Genomic DNA, 22,776 nt, shown 5'->3' with positions numbered 1-22,776 from the left:
TCCCAGATGTCTAATTTACCAAACGAGTACCGATGCACCCCATGTCAAACCGCCACCGAATCCAACCATCAGAACGGTATCTCCGGCTTTCATGCGACCTTCCTCTGCTGCTTCTACCAGAGCCAGCGGGATGGAAGCAGCAGATGTGTTTGCATACTTATCCACGTTAACTACAACCTTTTCTTCAGGAAGTTCAAGGCGTTGCATCGCAGATTGGATAATCCGAATATTCGCTTGGTGAGGAACAAACAGATCCACATCCGTACGCTCCATACCAGCCTTGCGTAATACCTCAATGGTAGCCGTCCCCATGACACGTACCGCAAACTTAAACACTTCACGACCGTTCATGTTGATGTAATGCTTTTTATTTTCAACAGTCTCTGCAGTAGCAGGCAGTCGGGAACCGCCGCCTTCCATCTGAAGAAGACTACCGCCAGCACCTTCGGCACCGAGATCGAACGCTTTGAATCCGCGACCTTCCGGAACTTCACCAACAACTACCGCGCCTGCTCCATCACCAAAGAGGACACATGTGTTACGGTCTGTATAATCCGTAATACGAGACAAGCAGTCCGCACCAATGACAAGTGCATTGTTGTACATACCGCTTTGGATGAAGCTCGTAGCACTAGCCAAACCGTATACAAATCCGGAACAAGCAGCCGACAGATCAAATGCCGCGGCACCTTTTGCACCCAATTTGTCCTGCAAGATGCAGGCTGTCGATGGGAACGAAGAATCCGGAGTAATGGTTGCAACAATAATCAGATCAAGATCACTGCCTGTCATGCCTGCAGATTCAAGGGCTTTAATAGCCGCCTCATATGCCAGATCAGAAGTTGCCTGATCGGGTGCAGCGATGTGACGCTCTTTGATTCCTGTACGACTGACGATCCACTCGTCATTGGTATCGACCATTTTCTCCAGATCGCTATTTGTCAAAATTTTCTCAGGCACATATTTCCCTGTACCAATAATCCCTACTGGGCGCAAATTATTCATATCGTCACTCACTTCCCGCTAATTTCCTTAGATATGCTCTCTACCAGCTGATTCTGCACTGCAATCCGAGCTTGGCGCACAGCATTTTTGATGGCATTGCCATCAGCAGATCCATGACTTTTCACAACTAGTCTGCTCAAACCGAGGAGTGGCGCTCCGCCATGCTCCGTATAATCCAGCTTTCGTTTCAACCCACGCAGCTCAGGCATTAGTACAGCTGCAGCCAGTTTACTTTTGAGAGAAGATGAAAATTGTTCCTTAAGCAAGGCGAAAATGGCACCTGCTGTGCCCTCTAGCGATTTCAGCAGGATATTCCCTGCAAAACCGTCACATACAAGCACATCACAAGCACCAGTCAGCACATCACGTGCCTCAACATTACCGACAAAACGAATTGGGAGTTGTTCCAGTAAAGGGTATGCATGTTTGGTCAACTCATTTCCTTTGCCTGGCTCTGTTCCTACATTGAGCAAGCCCACTCGTGGGGACTCAATGCCCTGTACTTTTTGCCGATACAAACTGCCCATCAGGCCATATTGTGCAAGGTGCTCCGGTTTGGCATCCATATTCGCTCCTAGATCCAGCGCAAGCACACCTACATCATCAATCGTTGGAATCATAGGCGCAAGTGCCGGACGTTCAATGCCTGCCATGCGACCTACAACAAGCAACCCCGCTGTCATGAGCGCTCCAGTATTGCCCGCCGAGATCATCGCGTCCGCTTCGCCCTCTTTCAGCATGCGGCCTGCGACCACCATGGAGGCATCCTTTTTACGACGCACTGCTTTGACGGGTTCATCATCCGAACCAATAACTTCGGAAGCATGCCGGACCGTAAGATTGGCAGGTCTAACACCTGACTGACTCAAAAGAGGTTCCAGCTTGGCTTCATCGCCGATCAGGACGATCTGTGTATCCGCCCATTCCGTGGCTGCGGCAATCGCACCTTCTACCGTTGATGCAGGTGCATTGTCGCCTCCCATGGCATCAATGACGATTTTCATTCCAAATGACCTCCTTCTCCGCTGTCTTCTCCACCTGAATGGTAGATTACAAAGTTGCCTTGAAACACCATTTCTTCACCTACATAAGTGAATACTTCCACTTTGGCTTTGCCCTTTTGACCCGGAATCGATCTCACATAAGCCTTTGCAATACATTTCTCTCCCAAATGAACCGAACGGACAAAGCGAATGTCTGCTGATGCAGTCAACGCGATCTCGTCATTAATAATCGCTACAGCCAAGGAGTTGGCCTGTGCAAAGACATAGTGTCCGCGTGCAATCCCTGTTCTGGAAAACACGTGTTCTTCCTTAATCTCAAACAGGGAAATCCCGCTCTTATCCAGTTGCAGATCCACAATATCACCGATAATCTCATGCAAGGGCAACGAGCGTACCTGATCATACGAGAGCTCTGCCATCAGTTTCATCCGCTCCCGAAGTTCGGGTATTCCAAGTTCCAGCCTGTCAAGACGAATCGTCTGAATACTCACCTTCAATTGGCGTGTAAGTTCCTGATCCGTCACAAACGGGTTCTCTTCTATCATTCTGGTTAACTGCTGTTGCCTCTGTCTCTTCGGTACACGTTCGATGCCTGACACCCCCCGCTGTATCGTTTACGGAACCGTCCCGTCCGGCCAGTTCAACCATTCTTTCGTGTTGCTTCTATAGTTGCATCCCTGGTCACCAGGGTCGTTCTCAAACGGATTATGGTTCATCTATATGTAACGTCAAATCTTAGAACCTGGTACTAAACTATAGTATATCTCATCCCGTGTCAAAAAGAAAGACTGGCCTAACAAAAACAATTCACCCTTCTGGTACAAGGATTTCATGCTTGTTAGCTCACTCTACCTACACTCTCTAATCCAAAAAAAGTAGCACCTCATCGAAATGAAGTGCTACTTAATGTCCAACTATTATTGAGAGATGATCTCTCTTGCTTTGTACGTTCCGCACACTTTACACACGTGGTGACTAAGTTTAAGTTCGCCACATTGTTCACATTTCACCATGCCCGGTACAGCCAATTTAAAGTGAGTGCGACGTTTGTCGCGACGCGTCTTGGACGTTCTCCGTTGAGGTACTGCCATTATTCCCACCTCCTTATCAAAATCAACCTTTGCAGGTAGTCTTAAAATGTTCGATTTTCAATCATGCTCATTTAAAAAAATCCTTGAGCCCTGCAAGCCGCGGATCAATAACCTCGTTATCACAACCGCAGTCACCTTCGTTCAGCTCATGGCCACACTTGGGGCATAACCCTTTGCATGTATCGCTACATAGCGGTATAAACGGAAGATCCAGCAGAAAAGCTTCCTCGGCATAACCCTTCAGATCAACAGTATCTCCATCCACATAGAGCGTATCATCGTCTTCGTGTAATTCCTTTGGCTGTTTTCCCTGCTTGAATTGCTCATGAAAATCAATATGAAAATGTTCATTGATTGGCTTGAGACAACGGGAGCACAACATGTCCACTCCTACAGTCAGCTTGCCATGAACATCCACAACGTCACCTTCTCTGAATTCTGCAGATAAGTCCGCAGTCAGCGGGGTAACGGCTGTGATATCTTGTCGGTTAGAAACCAGTTCCTTGATCTCCCACTGTTCGTTAAACTTCAGGGGACCATCACTGGTAGCCACTTTGCGAAATGGCATTAACATTTCCATCACTCCAAACGAAACCAATTTCATAATTCGTATCAAACGTATCACGACAGTTATACAGGTCAAGCCTGCTTTTGTAAAGCAATAAATCCTGACTGTATGTATTCTGACGAATCTTCGTTAAAAGTATTATGAAATTGACTTAACAAACAAAAATCATTATACCGATTTTTCAAGACGTTTGTCAACACTTTTAACTTTACACCCTATTTTAAAACCAATGGCCCAGAACCGTTTACTCCATCTGGTCTATTATAGACTCACTTCAAGATAAACTACAAGTCGTCATTTTAATTGTAGTTCCTTGCAAATAGCGGTCACATTTCGTTAACGTTTAGTGTGATCTATATCACACAGACCCGCTTGTCCCCTATCTATACTTGCTATAAACCGAAGCATGATCAGCTCCATGACCGATTTATTATCCAACTATTTCATATTATATCGGGAGGGAAAATGTATGTTAAGTGAGCACACAATTAGAGTCATTAAATCACAGTACCCGTACTTGAAGTTCACGGCGAAGCGATCACACGCCATTTCTATGAAACGATGTTCACAGCTCATCCGGAACTACTGAATATTTTCAATCATGCAAATCAGAAACAGGGACGACAGCAAGCCGCCCTCGCCAATATGGTATACACCGCTGCCCTGCATATCGATAATCTGTCCTCCATCCTGCCTGCCGTCCGGCAAGTTGCACATAAACATCGCAGCCTGGGTATCGTTCCCGAGCAATATGCGATTGTCGGCACCTATCTGCTTCAAGCCATCAAAGATGTGCTTGGAGACGCGGCAACGGATGAAATTATCAATGCGTGGGGCGAAGCCTATAATGTCATTGCAGACGCCTTTATCGGGATCGAACAGGACATGTATACAGAAGCGGAAAACCAGACGGGTGGCTGGGAAGGATTTCGTACCTTCAAGGTTGCCAAGAAAGTGCAGGAAAGTGAAATCATCACGTCCTTTTACCTCGTTCCAGACGATGGCCAGCCCATTGCCAGTTATGAACCGGGACAATACATCAGTATCAAAATCAAACCAGAGGCACCGTCATTTACCCAGATTCGTCAGTATAGCCTTTCAGATACCCCGGGTAAACCCCACTATCGCATTTCCGTTAAGCGTGAGCGAGGTGTATTAGAGCGTCCTGACGGAGTTATCTCTACGTATCTCCACGATCACATTGAAGAAGGCAGTCTGGTGGAGCTATCCGCTCCTGCTGGGGACTTCACGCTGAATGCAGACGATAAACGACCTGTTGTTCTCCTGAGTGGTGGTGTCGGTCTAACGCCCATGATCAGTATGTTAAATACGCTGGTTAACTTGAACGAAAATCGCAACATTACATTTTTGCATGCAAGTCCCAATGGTCAATCGCACGCGTTCCGTGATCATGTGAACAGTCTGGCCAAACGCAATCAGGGCGTTAAAGCTTATTATTGTTATACTCAACCTGAGAATGCTGATCGTGAAAATGAGTATTTTCATAATGAAGGTTATATGGATGCGGTCTGGCTTCGTCAAGTGATTGATGAACTGGATTCCACTTATTATCTGTGCGGACCAGTTTCGTTCATGCGGGCAGTGTATACGGAACTTCAGGCACTCGGTGTTGCGGCGGACAACATTCATTATGAATTCTTTGGGCCCACAGCAAGTCTATCTACCTCGCCGGAAAGTGTCTAAGCGTGCTGATTTATTAAGTTGAAGAGGTCGGTCTCCCATTATCGAAAATGTGTAATATACAATAGATTTGCAGGCACAGTCTGACATCCGTTGATGTTGGATTTGTGCCTTTTTCTTGTCTGAATTGGTGCATGATTTGATCTAATACATGACATCCCCTATGATGGAATGGATGTTATACATACTCGGTTATCCAATCGAAAGGAGTACGTCTAATCATGAAAGCCGTAGGCGTCATTGTTGAATATAACCCCTTGCACAATGGGCATGTCTATCATTTGCAAGAAGCTCGGCGGCTAAGCGGAGCAGACGCCGTTGTTGCGGTCATGAGCGGCCCTTTTCTCCAGCGTGGCGAACCCGCCATCGTGGGTAAAAGGGCTCGCACCGAGATGGCGCTGCACGCAGGCGCGGATCTCGTGCTTGAACTGCCGGTTGCGTACGCGGTCCAACCGGCAGAGTGGTTTGCCTTCGGTGCGGTATCACTGCTGCACCGCACCGGCGTTGTGGACTCGCTCTGCTTTGGCAGCGAGTCCGGCGACCTGGACAGCCTGCAGCGCATTGCGCGCGTGCTGGCTGTGGAGCCCGCAGGGATGCGCGAGGACATCGCGCGCCGCCTGCGGGAAGGCGCCAGCTACCCCGCCGCGTACGCAGGCGCGGCGGCGGCGCTGGCGCCCGGCGGCGTCGATGCTCACGACGCCGCTGCACTGCTGGAGCAGCCCAACAATTCGCTTGGGCTGCACTACCTGATCGCGCTGAAACGACTTGGCAGCGCGATCCAGCCCTTTACGGCGGCGCGTACCGGTGCCGCGTATCATGAGGCGACGCCCGGGCCGGGGGCGATCGCCAGTGCAACAGCCGTCCGCCGCCTGCTGATGGCGGACGGACCCGATGCCGCCGCGCCATACGTACCGGCGGCAACCCTTGCCATTCTGCATCGCGAATGGCAGGAAGGGCGCGCTCCCATACACTGGGAGCGCTTTGCACAGCCGCTGTTGCACCTCGCGGCCACCCGACGTGCCTCCGAGCTGGAACGCATCGCCGAAGTCACGGAAGGCCTGGAATACCGGCTGAGCCGTGCACTCGCTCAGCTCCCGGAGCCTTCAGTCGAAGCACTCCTGAATGCACTGAAGACCAAACGATACACACGCACCAAACTCCAGCGTATGCTCGCCCACTTGCTCCTGAATCACACCAAAGCCGAGTGTTCACCAGAGCAATTGGCTGCCGGACCCGGATATCTCCGAGTCCTCGGATTTAATGCTCAAGGGCAGAGCCTGCTTAAACAAATGAAGAAAACCGCGTCACTGCCTGTTGTGCTGAAACCGTCGACGTTCACACACAATCAGCTGGAACTGGATATACAAGCTCAGGTTGCGTATGGGCTCGCTTGCGAGCATAGGGACACACGTAGGATGTTCAGTGACTACTATGAGTCGCCTGTGAGACTGTAATCCGCTTTTGACCATAAGGCTTCATCTCTATGGAGCTTTTTATTCCATCATCAAACAGATCATTGATATCCACTGTTCCACACTCAACTATACAATTAAAAAATCCCCTTGTTGCGCGCCGCTCAGGCACCTCGCAACAAGGGGATTTCCTTATTCACTTCTCTTGTTCTCTTATAACTTTTGGGTATCTCTACCCCTTTGGGTCTAGTGAGTCTGTTGATCTTCTCAAATCTCTTGATCATATTTCATTCCACTGTAATCAATTATTCGGATTTCATCCGTTCTTTATCCATCCGGTTCAACGTTGGCTCGATCTCTTCCCGCCAGTTCAAATCCTATGATTTCACGGACAAGGTTTTCAAATAAGCCAGCGCATCATCCACCGTGCTCACAGGCACAAGTTTCATTTTGGTGCCGATCTGTTCAGCCTTGGCTGCTGCTTCCTTATAGTTATCCTTAGGTACAAAGAAGATCTCCGCTTCTTTTCGATCAGCGGCTACAATCTTGTGTACTACACCACCAATGGCACCCACCACACCCTCCTTGGTAATGGTACCTGTACCCGCAATTCGATGCCCCTTGGTCAGATCTCCAGGTGTTAACTGGTTATAGATCTCCAACGTAAACATCAAGCCGGCAGACGGACCACCAACCTGAGTATCAGTGAAGGATATCTGTTTGTCCGGATCTTCAGCTTTCACCTTCTGAACCGTACCAATCATTACTCCAAGTCCCGGGCGGGTTTCTCCTGTTTTATTGTCTTTTACCTGAATCAGTTTCACGTCCCGGCTAATGGTCTCTCCACCACGTTCCAGTTGCATTTCAACCGTATCTCCGACCTTTTTATCTTTTAACTGGGCAGAAAGCACGGTATTATCCGGCGTAGCTGTTCCGTTCACTCCCAGAATGATATCTCCCGGAGCAATGTCTCCTTCCGGTTTTGGATCTTCGGACAGTCCAAATACAAAGATATGTTCAGGTACAATAGAGTAAGTCACACCAGCCTGCTCATATGCAGCCTCCATTGCGGAGGATTGTGAGTCACTCATGAACCACACCTGTTCGGCAGAGTATTCCGCTTCGCTTTTGCCGCGCAGTCGGTCTTCCTTTTTATCCACTTGAGCATTTTTATTGAACAGAGAGGTTCCTAGCAAAAACACATTGGCATATGTTGCCGACACGGTTGTCATCATGAACACACCGTGTTCTTCCTGGTCTCCACTCTTAACGGTTACCATTGGTTTTACTTCATCTGCACTGCCAGGCATATATATGATATACGGCGTTGGCATGTACACGACAACATAGACGACCAGAGCCACCACGATCACAAAGATCGAAGCTCTGAATCCGCCAGATTTCCGAATCCGATTCATCGCATGAGCCTCCGTTCTTTGTATCTCTATATAAGCTGAACTCTACACTAATCAGCAATCGTAATTCCACCTTGTGAATACTTCCATTCGTCGGTTAGATTCACGCTCTTTGTAATGCAGATACTCAGCTCATCTTGTTTAATCATTTTTTTCAAGTCTAACACTCTGGTCCTTGTGCATACAATGGTACAGGCCAGATAGGCCGCTGTATACAATAGCCTGTCCGGTCAAGGCCGAACCGCCCTTCGGGCGTCATTCGGCCGTCCATAACGATTCAGATGCCGAATCGGCGTTATCTGATATGAGGTGAAACGATGACATTACAGAGCGAGGTTAGAGATTCTGGCCCGTTACGAACGATAATCCTAAGTACCGGCGCTTTAATGTTGGTCATTGCGGTAGTTGCGTCCCCCAAAGAAGCGTTTGACGCCTCTATTCAAGGTCTGGATATATGGTGGAAAATCATCTTCCCTGCCATGCTCCCGTTCCTCATGTTATCCCAAATGCTCACTGCGTTTGGCTTCACCCACGCGATCGGCGCCTTGCTTGGACCGTTAATGCAACGCTGGTTCAGACTCCCAGGCAACGCAGGTCTGGCGATTGCCGTTGGCATGTGCGGCGGATTCCCCGCAGGAGCAGATGCGGTATCCCGTTTATTTCAGGATAGACAAATTACCGCCAAGCAGGCGGTTGTCCTTGCGGCGGCATCTCATTTTGCCAATCCAATGATGATCATTTTGGTCGTTGGTGCTGCTTTTCTTCACCAGCCGGCGGCCGGATATTTTCTACTCGTGGTCCACTGGATCAGCGGCTGGATTGCTGCCATTCTTGCCACACGTCTCCTGCCAGCACCGGGTAACCAGACAAACAGGGTTGGCTCCACAGCCGCGCAAACAGATAACAACTCTCTTGATTCTCAGTCTGCAAGTCCTGCAAGTTCCACAAGTCGCTCATCTGCCCCCCACCACGCTACGAACAAACGACGCAGTATATGGTCTGATATGATGATTGCAGCGAGGGAAGCACATCGTCGTGATGGAAGAGGATTTGGCAAACTGCTCGGTGACACCGTATCCCAAGCTGTGCAGACCTTAATGATGACTGGGGGATACATGATCGGTTTTGCCGTATTTATCCGGTTGGTCTCCCTTTATCTAACTCCTGGGTCCTCTGCTGCGCTGTGGCCAGCCTTCTTCGAGCTTCACCTCGGCACCTATCATTTGAGCCAGACTTCATTAACACCCATGCTGCTCATGTCTCTACTTGCAGCCGTTCTGGGGTGGGGTGGTTTATGCTCCCATCTGCAAGTCTCTGCTGTCTTGAAAACAACTGGTCCGGGCAGCAAATCGATGTTGTACTTTGCTGGAGTTCGTCTGACTCATGGATTAATCGCCTTTTTCATCAGTCTGTTCCTATGGATGCCGTTCAGCCGTTATAACACAGAAGTCTGGACCACATTACAGACGAATGCAGAGCAAGATCTCTCAACACCATTTGGTTGGCTACTCATACATAGTCCAGGTAACACATACACGATCAACACCATTTGGAGCATCTTCCCTGCTGCATGCATGGGACTTGCGTTACTTCTTGCAGTCATGGTTAGTCTATCAGGTCTTACCTTCTGGTTTAACCGCCGGTTTTCTCGCTGATTTTCTGACGGAGCGCAGCTTCCACTTCAGGTGAGACAAGATCTGTAACATCTCCATGATAATGAGCGATTTCTTTGACGATGCTGGAACTTAAATAGGAATACTTGGGATTCGTCATCATAAATATCGTTTCCGCATCCGGGTTCAACTTGCTATTGGTCGACGCCAATTGCAACTCGTATTCAAAATCAGTTACCGAGCGTATACCACGAACGATGACCTGAGCTTCCTTTTGCCGGACGTAATTGGCTGTCAGATCGCGGAAACTGTCCACTTCGACATTCGGTAGATGGCGGGTTACTTCCGTAATCAGTTCCTTGCGTTCCTCCACCGTAAACAGCGGATTTTTGCTCATATTGTTCAACACAGCCACAATGACGCGATCAAATTGCTTCGACGCTCTGGCGATAATATCCAGATGCCCCATCGTTACGGGATCAAAACTTCCAGGATATACGGCGATCCGTTCCTGTCGATGTATCATTTCAGTCATGAGGAGCCTCCTCTTCCGGTGTAATGGATTCTCCATCTTCAACTGCTTCAGGCGCATAATAATAGATGGATACTGCCGTCTCCCCATACAAAGCCTTGCGCGTTTGTTCAAACGGGCCGAATTGCTCAGGGTAATCATGTTTGGATTCATATTCAAGCACGATGGTTGCTTCGGGTTCCAAAAGTTCCAGTTCGTGCATGGTCAGCATTAACTCGTGCCCGTTCTTCATGCTATATGGCGGGTCGAGAAACACCAGATCAAACGTTGTGCCTCGCTTGGCGAGTGCCTTCAATGCTCGACCTGCATCATTACGATATACGGCCGCCTGGTCTTCCAGCTTGGTTGCCTTCAGATTCATGCGGATGACTTCAATACTTTTCGATTCCAAATCAACAAAAACAGCCTTGTCCATGCCGCGGCTCAGCGCCTCAATACCGAGACCTCCACTGCCTGCAAACAGATCCAATGCTGTGCCGCCCTCAAAATAAGGACCAACCATGCTAAATAACGCTTCCTTCACCTTGTCGGTGGTTGGCCGCGTACCCGTGCCAGGAACAGCCTTCAGCGGCCTGCCTTTTGCACTCCCAGATACCACTCTCACTTGACGAGTCACCTTTTCTCTATGTAAGTTTATTGATACGACTATCGTACCACATTCGGGTTCGGTTTGAAAAATGTGCGGTCTTCATTTCCCTTGGAAAATTGTTGACGAATTGTTGACGCATATGTATAAAAAGGAAACAATCGGGCGATTCTATAATTATCGACATCACAAGTGTCGTAGACAACCGCGGAGAAGACTTACGTTTCCCCATAAGCTCTTCGTCCGGTTTCTCCTCTCCCATGAAAAAGAAGCTCTCGAAAGAGGGCTTCTTTTTGTTGTTTATGTTTTAATTTATTTTGCTAGTTATACTTTTCTTCAAATTCACTTATGTCGGCTTGCTCTTCGGTCTGCAACCATCCGATCTCCCTCAGCCACATGCCCATATCTGCGATAAACTCATTCACTTTTAAATGTTCAATCTTGTATTTCTGGATCTTTTCACTCATAAAAACATAAAACTCATGGCTTAACGCATACCGTTGTTTGCTTTTGCTTAATGTCTTATAACGATCCTCACTGACCACCAGATCAAAATAGATGACATTCTCCTTCTTCACATGCCTGGCCGTGGACCTTCTCTCATATTCTTCAGGAAGACACCTGAAAACAAAGAAGAGTTCAATATCGACTATTTTATATTTGCTTTCTGCTTGATCAAAAACAGACTGCAACTCATCCGAAAGATTGGCAACCTGCGTTAAACCTGAAGTGTCAGTTGATCTGCCCAGAATCACCACTAAACTCCTCCTTGTTCATTTTCAACATTCGTAATGAAACTAAAAAAGGCTGACTGGTGATGTAAACTCCGTCTGTCAACCTTTCCTAATGTTTATCATCCTTGTGTATTACCAAACTCAGGAAGCTATACTAATTCATCTCTCGATGCTTCCGATTAGACCTTCGCAAATTGATCAATGGAATGATAAGTAAAACAACCGGCAAGAGAAGATTTATTGAACCATTCTTAATCATCATGAAGGTAATAAACAGCACGGCGAGCCAAGTCATAATCTCCATCATTTCATATTTGGTTAACGTCAGCTTGAAAGCTTTTATCGAAATGAAACGAATCAAGAAATAAGCGATCAAGCTATAGAACAGGATCATTCCCAAGATAGCAACTAGGATTATGAGGTACATATCCACCATAAAAATCTCACCCGACCCTTATATCTTTTCCTTAATTTTGCTTTACTTCTCCTCAACAACAATCGTTGCATTATAGATCACAACACGTTTCCCATTGAGATCAAATAATACTTTATTGCCGTATTCCGTATCTTCCACGTCAATCTTGCCATCATAGGTCTGAATCAATTCACCATTATTGCTGTACACTTTAACAACCCTCTCCAGGCCACCCGAGTTATTGGACCTCATCGTTTTGAGTGCACGTTCACCTGAAGCGGTATTGAAATACCATATGAAACATCCAACTATGATGCCCAAGAAGACCAACACCGTCACCCATATACCTGTCTTTGCTTTTTTACTCATCTTGAACCCCCCTCTTATGTTTCCTGTCTCGTACATTACGAGGTTGGAGAGAGAACGGTTTCATACAATGCTTCTCAAGCTGTTCGTTGACATAACAAAACAGAGGCCTCCGATAGCGAAGACCTCTGTTCTTTATAGAATACATTCTTTATTCTGTACGATCCTTTTACTTACAGTGCTCGAATGACAAATTCAAATGTCAGTTCGCCGTCTGAAGGGATCAGGTATTCCGGATGAACTGGTGCACCCCAGCTGTCATCACCGCCAACACCCATTTGTTTACCCGCTACAGTCACGACCGTATAGTGTACAGGAGGCAATTCGTACGCATGTTGTGCGTTCTCCAGCTCAAATGCCGTATATGGTGAGACATTCAACTCAACCGGGGTTCCAGATGCTTCAATTTTGAAGCCACGTCCCGCGTTGTCTGTCAATTTGGCCCAACGTACGCCCGTACGGTTGCCTGATTCCTGTGGTACCAGATACGGAGCCATAGTATCAGCTACCTTGCTGCCATGGATACCCAGACGTGCGCCAAATGCGCGGTCTGCATAATTTTCTTCGGGTCCCATCGCAAGCCATTCCACGTTTTCGAAGTCAGGTGATGTTCTGAAGGACAATGCATGAATTGGCAAGTTTGGCAATCCAGATGTACCTTTGTACGCATTATGCACACGCACGCTTCCATCTGCATGAACGGTATATACCACTTTCACTTGTACATTCTCCGAAATGTTGAGCTTGTACGTGAACTCGATCCGGTATTGATCCGGTTTCTGTTCCGCTTTCCACTCTACAGAACGTGGCATCAGGCTCGCTGCATACCAGGCACCCAGTTCGAAGCCCATCGCCATACCTTTGTCATTATCCGTCATTGCACGCCAGAAGAGCGGTGCAGGTGGTACAGCAATCGTCTCACGACCGGACAATTTCAGGGAAACCAGTGTCCCAAACTGTTTGGAGAACAGCGCATGTGTCTTGCCGGCACGAACACCGATGTTAACGTCACCTTCGATAACTTGTACATCACTTACAAGGTTCAAGTCGACTTCAACTGCATCATTTACCTGATCCTGGGTGAAAATAAACTGTCCAAACGCCACTTCTTCGCCTTTGTCAGCCCACATTGTAGCTTCTTTTAACACAAATGCAGTGTTCACAGCGTACTCGCCGCCCCCCAGAGCTTCTGCACCCAGCGGAAGTTTCACTACCGTCTCGCTTTGTGCATCCACGTTCACTTCCAATGTTCCACGCAGCACTTCATGTCCCTCGCGCTCCAGGCTGTATACCAGTTCCAGCGCAGATGTATCTGCGAATAAATTACCGTTCACGATTTTAACACCTTCACGATCTGGGAACAGCTTGATGTTCTGGTAAAGGAATTTAACCTCCTGCATTTTCGCAGTTACTTTACGGTCAGCATGGACGATACCGTTGCCACAGAACGAATAGTCTGATGGACGATCACCGAAATCTCCGCCATAGGCGAGGAACTCTTTGCCGTAACGATCTTTTTTATAAATGGATTGGTCGATGTAATCCCAGATGAATCCACCTTGATACATCGGATATTTGTCTTCCAACTCCGTATATTTGTGCATACCGCCAATGGAGTTACCCATGGCATGCATGTACTCACAGCTAATATAAGGTTTCGTCGGGTTTGCATTCAGAAATTCCTCAATGTCCGCCGGTTTGGCATACATGCGAGTCTCCATATCACTTGTTTCATCGAAACGGCGATCATGGAATACACCTTCGTAATGTACCAGACGTGTTGGATCAGCTGATTTGAAGTATTGGGATACTTTGTAGATGACTTCACCACCGTGTGATTCATTACCACAAGACCAGATCAGAATGGACGGATGGTTTTTGTCACGCTCTACCATGGAAACAGCGCGGTCCATGACGATATCATGCCATTCCGGTTTGTCGCCTGGAATAACCCAAGAAGGTTCAACAGCGCCAAGCTTCTGCCAAGATCCGTGTGTCTCCAGATTCATCTCGTCAATAACATAGAGTCCGTATTCATCACACAACTCATACCACAGACTTTGGTTTGGATAGTGTGACGTACGTACAGCATTCATATTATTCTGTTTGATCGTACGAACATCCCACAGCATATCTTCCTTCGTAACTGCACGTCCACGACGCGGGTTGAACTCATGGCGATTCACACCTTTGAATACGATACGTTTACCGTTGATGTGCATCACTTTATCAATCATTTCAAATGTACGGAAACCAACGGCTTGAGGAACAACCTCAACAAGTGTACCCGCAGCATCATATACACGAATATAAAGGCGATACAAGTATGGAATCTCTGCGCTCCACAGGTTCACTGTACCGATATCTTCACGAAGACTTACTTGTCCATCGTTAACTTTGGATTCAAACGTTTTAACGGTATTGCCTTCACGATCACGAAGTTCAGCCTCTACACGTGCTCCTGCAACCGATTTTCCTTCCAGCTTCAGATCCACTTGCAACGTACCGTTGGTATAGGACTTGTCCAGATCTGTGCGAACATGAACATCACGTACGTGCGTAGCCGGGACCGTATACAGATACACATCTCTGAAAATGCCGGAGAAACGCCAGAAATCCTGGTCTTCCAGCCAACTGCCTGTGCTGCGTTGATACACCTCAACTGCGAGTTTGTTCTCTCCATCCTGAAGGAATGGCGTCAGGTCAAAATCAGATGGCGTGAAGCTGTCTTCCCCGTATCCTACGAATTGTCCATTAAGCCATACATAGAATGCAGACTCTACACCTTGGAAAGAAATATATACCGGATTCGACTCCCAACCTGTCGGCAGGTGGAATGTGCGAATGTAACTTCCAACTGGATTTTTATCCTGTGGTAATGCCGGCGGACGAATTTCGTTCAGGCCATCCCAAGGATATTGTGTATTTACATATTGAATCTGTCCGTATCCTTGTAACTGGATGTGCCCTGGAACTTCAATATCATCCCAGCCTTCACTGGAAAAATCGGATGTATAGAAAAACTCAGAACGGCTGTCTGGACGAATCGCATAGTTGAATTTCCACGTACCATTCAGATCATAACGCATGGACATCGCGCCTGAACCTACAGCTTCATCCATTGTTTGGTAATAACGGTGATCGGAATAGGCATGAAGACGGTTCACCTCAAATACACTTACGTCCCCCAACCAGTTGATATCTGCCTTTGTTGCTTTCATCGGCTCTCTCTCCCTTTAAAACGTTATAGTTTGACTTATTCAAGGTTTACGCTGGATTTCCTTTTGCTTTACATAAACAAAAAAGACAGAGGTACGCCATAACAGCGCCCTCTCTTCTTTCCTGCATCCGTCATTTGCACGGATTATGCTGTTTTCATTACTTCACGGAACCTACCATACCTGCAACAAAATGTTTCTGCATAATGAAGAAAACGATTGCTGTAGGCAGTGTTGCAATCACGATTGCTGTCATGATTACTCCGTAATCCGGAGAATAACCAGCACCCAGATTTGAGATCAACAGTGGAATCGTTTGTTGGTCAGGTGTTTGCAATACAATGAGTGGCCACAGATAGTTGTTCCAGCTACTCATGAATGTAATGATTGCTGCCGCTGCATATGTTGTTTTCATGGTTGGCATATAGATCTTCAAGAAGATGCCGAGTTCACTCAAACCATCAATACGTCCAGCTTCCAGCAAGTCTTTCGGGAACATTTTGGTGTTCTGACGGAAGAAGAAGATCAAGAACGCTGTTGCGATGGTTGGCAGAATCACTGCTGCCATCGTGTTGATTCCGATAACCGGTGCAACTCCCGAGATTGTTGCAAACATACGATACAATGGTACCATAATCGCTGCAAACGGGATCATCATGGACAACAACAGGATATTAAACACCACATCACGGGACTTCGTGCGATATACCTCGAAGCCATAACCTGCCATGGAACCAATAAACAGTGCCAAGAGAGTGGAGATTACAGAGATAATCGCCGAGTTTCCGAGAGCCTGTACCAGATTTGTCGAATCAATCAGTTTGTTGAAGTTATCAATGAAAGCTGAACCGGGCAGCAGTCTACCCTTGGTAACATCGACAGATGCATTTGTTGAACTGACCAGCATCCAGAAGAAAGGGAAAATGGATACAAAGGCGACGATGGTTAGGAACACATACGTGAAAATCCGTTTTGCTTTAGCTTTAGCCATTTTTATTATCACCTGCCACTTTAAACTGGATGATGGACAATACAATAATCAAGATTACGATGGAATACGACACTGTTGCTGCATAACCGAAGTCCGGTGAATATTTGAACGAAAGGTTGTAGATGTATTGTGAAATCGACATGGTCGCATTACCTGGACCACCTTTGGTAATATTCATGATCTCATCGAAGATTTGCAATGTACCAATCGTTGATGTGATGGACGTGAAAAGGATAATCGGTTTAAGCAAAGGTACAGTGATTTTGAAGAATTGTGTAAAAGCATTCGCTCCGTCAATTCTTGCAGCTTCATAGATCGATTGATCGATGTTTTGCAGGGATGACAGATAGAAAATCATGTTATATCCGGTCCAACGCCAAGTAACGGCGATTATGATCGTAATTTTAGCCCAGAACGGGTCTGTGATCCATTGAATTGGATCGCCAATAATGTGCAAGCCCATCAGGAATTGATTCACCATTCCATCTGGTGCGAACAGATATTTGAATACAACAGAGTACGCTACCAATGAAGTTACACAAGGCAAGAAAATCGCTGTACGGAAGAAACTCCGGAAACGTAGTGTGCTGTCATTCAGCAATACGGAAATAAACAAACCAAGGATAATCATTACAGGCACTTGAATAATCAAGTAGATAAATGTATTCGATAATGCTGTACGGAACGTTGTATCAACTAACAATCTTTTGTAGTTAGAAAGGCCCGAAAATTCAAGATTGGCTCCTACACCAGACTTGAACGATAAGAGCAGCGCTTGAATCATCGGGTAGAAGTAAAATGCAACAATCCCGACAACAGCCAGCAAAACAAAAGCCCATCCAGTCAAATTATTTTTCTTTTGGAGACTGTCTCCTGTATTCATGGCTTTCACAGTATGGCTCCTCTCTCTCCATGGAACATGGGTAGAACCCACGGAGCCTCTCGCCATATCCGGTTCGACTTGCGCCGGACGTGGGAGACGGCTCCGATGTTTCCTAGGGTTCTATAAGTTACCTTGGGTATCTTAGTTTAATTGTGCTTCAGCTTGTTTTTGTGCATCAGCCAGAACGTCATCGATTGATTTACCGTTCAGGAATGCTTGCATTTCTACTACCAGAATATCTTCAATGGCATATGTGTTGATACCATAGTTTACGCTTGGAATTTCTTTCGTCCAATTTGCAAAGTCTGTGAAGATTTTTTGTCCGCCGAAGTACTCGTCTGCTTTGGCATACGCGTCACCATCAACTGCTGGTTTGTACGTACCAATTGCGCCGATGTTGTTCAACAGATCTTGATACAATTGTTTGTCAGAACCAAATGTTTTTGCTACAAAATCAGCTGCTTGATCTGCACCAGGAACGTTGTTCATAACATACCAAGAGCTACCACCCAAGTTGGATGCGTGAACAGAGTTTGCTTGACCAGCCATTTTTGGTATTGGAGCTATAGCCCATTTACCGGATTGGGAAGCTTCTTGACGTACAGATGGTGAGAACCAGTTACCTGTAGGAATTGTTGCTACGCTACCGTTATTGGCGTTGGCAACGAATTGACTCCAGTCAGAGTGCAATTTAACAATGTTGGCATCCATCATTGCTTTGTAAGTAATAAACGCTTCTTTCAGAGCAGCATTATTAGCAATGTCAGGTGTTTTACCATCTTCTGCGGAATACCATTTACCTGCAGTTTGGATCATCATACGAATCAAACCAAGGTCATTCGGGTCAAGAGAAAGAAGCTCTTTACCTGTTTTAGCTTTTACGTCTTTACCAATTTGGATGTAGTCATCCCAAGTGATGTCTTGCAGGTCAGCTGCTTTGTAGCCAGCTTGCTCCAGTAGATCTGTTCTGTAGTACAAACCAGCAACGCCGGAGTCAAATGGTACTCCGTATTGTTTGCCATCAAACGCTGTTGGTCCGAGTTTGTAATCTGCAAAATCGGAAGCCGTGATACTGGAAGACAGATCTTTGAACGCATCAGGATATGCATTCAAGAAGCTTTGTGAACGATAGTCTTCAATCAGAACTACGTTTGGAAGACCACTGGCAGTTCCGGAGTTAAGACCTGTGTTCAGTTTCTGAATGATATCAGCTTGAGCGTATTCAATGATGTTAATTTTTACATCAGGATTTGCTTTTTGATATGCTTCTTTTGCTGTTTCCATTGCAGCTACGTTAAAAGCTTTGTCCCAAGCCCAGACCGTAATTTCGTTTGTTTTTTCGTCACCACCACTAGCGGGTTTACCTCCGCCACCGGATGAACATGCGGACAACAGCAGTACTGTAACGAGCATCAATACCCACATTTTTTTCAAAACATTCAACTCCCCTTCGACCTCTTTGTGTGTAATTTGTTTGCGTTTTCTGAAAGCGGTTGCTTTCGATGTATTCATCTTATCATTCCCATATCTCCATTCGTTAGTAATAATTTTGTACGGATTTGTCATCTTATTGCCACAATGAAAACCTTTACAGAAACCGTTTGCATTAAATTTGGTTTTTTGTAATTTCTTTTGATTTTGTAATTTCTTGATCTTGAAATAGTACAAAAATGATTTCACCCACTTTACCTCTGACACGTGAAAATCCCCCGCCACTGTAGAAAACAGAAGCGAGGGATCTCGATTTTAAGTGTATTCAATGGAATCGGGGTTCGATTCAATTCGTGATTAAAGGTAGTGTAACGGTGACTCTCGTTCCTTCCCCAACCGTACTCATAATGGTGACACCATAAGGTGAACCATATAATAACTCAATACGGTCATGTACGTTGCGAATCCCGATACCGCTGAATAGTTGACGATTGTTCTTCGGATTGGGCAACGTTTCTCCCATGATAAGTCCTTCAATTCCATCCCCATTGTCCATAATCTCACAGATGAGTGATTCTCCCGCTCTGGAAACCATGACATGAATCGTACCCGTTTCTTTCTTGATGAATCCATGGAAAAATGCATTCTCGATAAACGGCTGGATCACCAGTTTGGGTACATGATAGTGTGTACAATCGGGAGCAACGTAGAAAGCTGCTTTAATCCGGCCACCATATCTGACGTGATTAATGAAGACATAATTTTTCAAATTCTCGACTTCTTGTTCCACCGTAACAGTCTGACTCACATCACTGATCGTATTTTGCAGCAATCCAATTAATGCGTTAATGGTCTCCGCAGCCCTGTCTTTGTTGCCTTGTTGCACCAGAACTTTGACAGATGCAAGTGTATTGTACAAGAAATGAGGATTAATCTGACTCTGTAATGCCGCAAGCTCTGCGTTACGTTGTTCATGCTGTGTCTGTACTAACTGATCCACATAATCATGCAGTTCATCAAGCATGTAATTGTAAGCATGACCAAGCTGCCTGCTCTCGTAGCTTCCGCTCACCGGAATATAGTTGTCCAGATCACTTTTTGTAATGTTGGACATCTGCTTCACAAGTCTGCGCAGTGACTTGGTAATCTGGCTGGTGATGAGAAACACAAGGATGAGTGCCCCCACAACGATAGCTGCACAGATCAGGGCAACCGTCTTCATGTCGATAAGTTGACCCATCGCCAGATCCTTATCCACTACATTGACAATATAAAACCGATAGAACGGTAAATACTCGGATAACACAACGCTATCCTGATCCATCACACGAGCATTAATACTTCTCGGAGAGTTGTTGTTCATATCCCGGGCATACGATAGCAAATCCAGTTGAGTTGTTCCGATCCAGTCTTCACGATTCGATGATACAATCTCACCTTTTTCATTCATAATGACCACATCATTGCCACGACTTGTAAAGCTGCTGTAAAATTGCCGGAATATGTCTTCTCTCATCGTGACATAGAGCGTACCGTATATCCGGCTGCGTGTTCGGTCCGTCAACGCTTTCGTCGCAGAGATCATCTGCTGACTCCCGAGCGTTGCCTCGTTTTGGTAAACATCAAAGATAAGACGACTCGGCGTCTCCGCGGCTTCCATCGTAATTGGCTCCTGCTTCAATTCATCCACGGACAACTGAAGGTGAGCACGATTCGTGGAATAGCTCCGTCCATTAATCCCGATAATTGTTATCCCAACTTCGTAGGATTCTGTGATGGATTGAATTCGATCCATCGTTTCCCTCATATTATAGAAGGATTTGGCCATCGTGAGGGAATCGGCATCTCCTTCGGACAGGAATCCTCGGATCGATCCACTCTGCGTCACATTATTCGATACGGCAGCAATGGCCTCATTAAAGGATTCAAAATTTGTTTTGATCTGATTAAGCACCTTGGAGTTTGTGATACTGAACGTCTCAGTAAACAGATTGGTTGACATGTGAATGGTCGTCCATAAGATGAGTACAGAAACGAGGACAATACTGACCACCATAACCAGAAACAACTTAGGAAACAATCCGAGACGAGATAATTGGTTCATCCATTTCTTCATGATCTTATCCTTCTGACTTTATGCCCAGAATTTGCGCCGGTATCGGCTTGGTGATAATCCGGTGAATTTTTTGAATACTTTGCAAAAGTAACTATGATCGGAATAACCTACCATACTGCTAATCTCAGAGATCGTTACATCATCGGATCGGAGCAGTTCCTCGGCTTTTTCAATCCGAATTTTGTTTAAGTATTCATTAAATCCTTCTTTTTTGTGAGATGAAAAATAACTGGATAAATACGATGGATTAAAATGAAAGTGCTTGGCTACTTCAGCAAGCCCGAGCGGCTGATCAAAGTGCTCATGCATGTAATCCAGCAGCATCTTCATGTTGGGATCACTTCGTTTTCCACCCGCACCAACGGTGCACTCCTGAACTTCCGTCATGAATTGGTCAAGCACAGTCATGACTTCGTCCAGACTTGAAGCCCCGTCCACATTTTTAAAATACGTATATTTGCTCTCTTCCAGACCGGCAGACTGGACATCCATATCCGCGAGGGTAATGGTCACGTTGAAGATCAAGTTACCGAGAAATGATTTGATTTCAAAAACATCGGCAATATAATCCCGTCCAAGTGTTTTTGCATGATCCTGTAAATACTCCCTTGCCGCTTCGACCCGGTTACGCTTCACATGCTGCAAAAACATATTCACATTAAACTGGTAACCTGCGGAATGCATTGGAGGCAGTTCACCATACACCAGGATTGGTCGATCCTTATAATAGAAACGATATTCAATCAGCTTAATCAGGCGTTCCCGGTAAACAACACCCATCTGTTCAAATGAAGTAAAGCTTTCACTAAGCACCCAACCAGGACTGTCTTCTCCTGCTGCATTTTCACTGGCCAACTGTCTGATCCGTTCAAGCATCCATTCATCTCTCGCAGGATCGACATTAAGAAGCATCACAGGTAATGTACCCTCTGCGGGAACCATTGCACATTCTACTTCAGGCAGATCACTGCTGAGCTTGGATTCAATCTGTTCCTGATCCATCTTCAGTGGATTCCCTCCAGCACCCACGGGTTTAAACACCAGCAAGCGAAAGGATTCATACGGAAAGGTATCTCGAATGATCGGCATTTCGCTATCTTCATCCAGTGTAAATCCGGACAGCATCTTCTCCATCAGTTGCCCAAGTCTCCAGCCATCGTGCGACGGCTCGAACTGTAGCTCCGGAATTTTACCCGCTGTGCGTTGAAGGACTTGCAATAATTCATTTGTATCCAGCTTGGGTTTCAGTATATAATCGGCTGCCCCATGCTGAAGCGTTGAACGTACATACTCGAATTCACTGAAGCTGCTAAGTACAATAACTTCAATCTGCGGATTACTGGCTTTTAGTGTACGGACAAACGTTTCCCCATCCATGACAGGCATGACAATGTCGGTGATCACAATATCCGGTTTTAACAGGTTCACCTGCTGTAATCCTTCTTCACCGTTGGAAGCTTCACCCACAATGATAAATCCTTCCGCTTCCCAGTTCATATGGTGCTTTATGCCCTGTCTTACCAGAAACTCATCGTCAACAATCAGCACCTTGCACAACCGGTTCATGATCGCGACCCCCTTGTCTAATCTTTCCTCTATATCTGTACAGGCTATACCAACTATTATATATCGGTTATAAACACTTTCCAGTGTTAGCGGTTACATTAATTCTAGATTAATTGTACATCTTTTTAT

Annotated in this window: 18 protein-coding genes and 1 pseudogene; 3 read left to right on the top strand and 16 right to left on the bottom strand. The window is 46.1% G+C overall.

Annotated elements, in window-relative coordinates:
• Positions 1-15: 15 nt before the first annotated feature.
• From BS614_RS14800 to BS614_RS14780, 5 genes are all read right to left on the bottom strand, one after another.
• Positions 16-1,005, bottom strand: a complete 990-nt coding sequence (locus BS614_RS14800) for a beta-ketoacyl-ACP synthase III (protein WP_036610885.1) — start codon at positions 1,003-1,005, stop codon at positions 16-18.
• Between the two features lie 8 nt (positions 1,006-1,013).
• Complete coding sequence (gene plsX / locus BS614_RS14795) at positions 1,014-2,009, bottom strand: phosphate acyltransferase PlsX (protein WP_047842458.1); 996 nt, start codon at positions 2,007-2,009, stop codon at positions 1,014-1,016.
• Positions 2,006-2,554, bottom strand: a complete 549-nt coding sequence (fapR, locus tag BS614_RS14790; protein WP_047842457.1) for a transcription factor FapR — start codon at positions 2,552-2,554, stop codon at positions 2,006-2,008. Before fapR ends, plsX begins: the two co-directional genes overlap by 4 nt.
• A 372-nt stretch (positions 2,555-2,926) precedes the next feature.
• Entirely contained in the window at positions 2,927-3,100 is a 174-nt protein-coding gene (gene rpmF, locus BS614_RS14785; protein ID WP_017689233.1) for a 50S ribosomal protein L32, read from the bottom strand.
• Positions 3,101-3,167: 67 nt separating this feature from the next.
• Positions 3,168-3,674 carry a YceD family protein gene (locus tag BS614_RS14780; protein WP_074094544.1) on the bottom strand — a complete coding sequence of 169 codons (507 nt, stop codon included), beginning with the start codon at positions 3,672-3,674 and terminating at the stop codon, positions 3,168-3,170.
• Between the two features lie 463 nt (positions 3,675-4,137).
• On the opposite strand from BS614_RS14780, the pseudogene hmpA reads away from it, so the two are divergent.
• Both hmpA and BS614_RS14770 read left to right on the top strand, forming a co-directional pair.
• Positions 4,138-5,372: pseudogene (gene hmpA / locus BS614_RS14775) on the top strand (NO-inducible flavohemoprotein).
• A gap of 218 nt (positions 5,373-5,590) precedes the next feature.
• A complete protein-coding gene (locus tag BS614_RS14770; RefSeq protein WP_074094543.1) occupies positions 5,591-6,823 on the top strand; it encodes a nucleotidyltransferase in 1,233 nt (410 codons plus the stop codon).
• 335 nt (positions 6,824-7,158) lie between these two features.
• On the opposite strand, the gene BS614_RS14765 is transcribed toward BS614_RS14770, so the two are convergent.
• A complete protein-coding gene (locus BS614_RS14765; protein WP_074094542.1) occupies positions 7,159-8,199 on the bottom strand; it encodes a SepM family pheromone-processing serine protease in 1,041 nt (346 codons plus the stop codon).
• 314 nt (positions 8,200-8,513) lie between these two features.
• Between BS614_RS14765 and BS614_RS14760 the strand changes: the two genes are divergently transcribed.
• Entirely contained in the window at positions 8,514-9,851 is a 1,338-nt protein-coding gene (locus tag BS614_RS14760) for a nucleoside recognition domain-containing protein (RefSeq protein ID WP_074094541.1), read from the top strand.
• On the opposite strand, the gene coaD is transcribed toward BS614_RS14760, so the two are convergent.
• From coaD to BS614_RS14705, 10 genes are all read right to left on the bottom strand, one after another.
• Entirely contained in the window at positions 9,829-10,335 is a 507-nt protein-coding gene (coaD, locus tag BS614_RS14755; protein WP_085981453.1) for a pantetheine-phosphate adenylyltransferase, read from the bottom strand. The two genes, BS614_RS14760 and coaD, sit on opposite strands and share 23 nt — an antisense overlap.
• 1 nt (position 10,336) lies before the next feature.
• On the bottom strand, positions 10,337-10,945 hold the full coding sequence (gene rsmD / locus BS614_RS14750) for a 16S rRNA (guanine(966)-N(2))-methyltransferase RsmD (protein ID WP_074094540.1): 609 nt from the start codon (positions 10,943-10,945) through the stop codon (positions 10,337-10,339).
• Positions 10,946-11,247: 302 nt separating this feature from the next.
• Positions 11,248-11,685, bottom strand: coding sequence for a hypothetical protein (locus BS614_RS14745; RefSeq protein WP_074094539.1), 438 nt, complete (start codon positions 11,683-11,685; stop codon positions 11,248-11,250).
• Positions 11,686-12,139: 454 nt separating this feature from the next.
• Entirely contained in the window at positions 12,140-12,445 is a 306-nt protein-coding gene (locus BS614_RS14735; RefSeq protein ID WP_017689244.1) for a hypothetical protein, read from the bottom strand.
• A gap of 170 nt (positions 12,446-12,615) precedes the next feature.
• A complete protein-coding gene (lacZ, locus tag BS614_RS14730) occupies positions 12,616-15,663 on the bottom strand; it encodes a beta-galactosidase, LacZ type (RefSeq protein WP_074094537.1) in 3,048 nt (1,015 codons plus the stop codon).
• 157 nt (positions 15,664-15,820) lie between these two features.
• On the bottom strand, positions 15,821-16,651 hold the full coding sequence (locus BS614_RS14725; RefSeq protein ID WP_074094536.1) for a carbohydrate ABC transporter permease: 831 nt from the start codon (positions 16,649-16,651) through the stop codon (positions 15,821-15,823).
• Positions 16,644-17,534, bottom strand: coding sequence for a carbohydrate ABC transporter permease (locus tag BS614_RS14720; protein WP_036610887.1), 891 nt, complete (start codon positions 17,532-17,534; stop codon positions 16,644-16,646). Before BS614_RS14720 ends, BS614_RS14725 begins: the two co-directional genes overlap by 8 nt.
• A 141-nt stretch (positions 17,535-17,675) precedes the next feature.
• Positions 17,676-18,959 (bottom strand): extracellular solute-binding protein, encoded by a 1,284-nt coding sequence (locus tag BS614_RS14715; protein WP_157116303.1) that lies wholly within the window; start codon positions 18,957-18,959, stop codon positions 17,676-17,678.
• Positions 18,960-19,311: 352 nt separating this feature from the next.
• Positions 19,312-21,081: a cache domain-containing sensor histidine kinase gene (locus tag BS614_RS14710; RefSeq protein WP_074094535.1), complete on the bottom strand. Its 1,770-nt coding sequence runs from the start codon at positions 21,079-21,081 to the stop codon at positions 19,312-19,314.
• An 18-nt stretch (positions 21,082-21,099) separates the two neighbouring features.
• Positions 21,100-22,647: a response regulator transcription factor gene (locus BS614_RS14705; protein WP_074094534.1), complete on the bottom strand. Its 1,548-nt coding sequence runs from the start codon at positions 22,645-22,647 to the stop codon at positions 21,100-21,102.
• Positions 22,648-22,776: the final 129 nt, after the last annotated feature.

The organism is Paenibacillus xylanexedens (assembly GCF_001908275.1).
GTDB classification, from domain to species: domain Bacteria; phylum Bacillota; class Bacilli; order Paenibacillales; family Paenibacillaceae; genus Paenibacillus; species Paenibacillus xylanexedens_A.
Note: the sequence above shows the minus strand (reverse complement) of the source record. Positions and strands in the feature narration are given on the sequence as shown.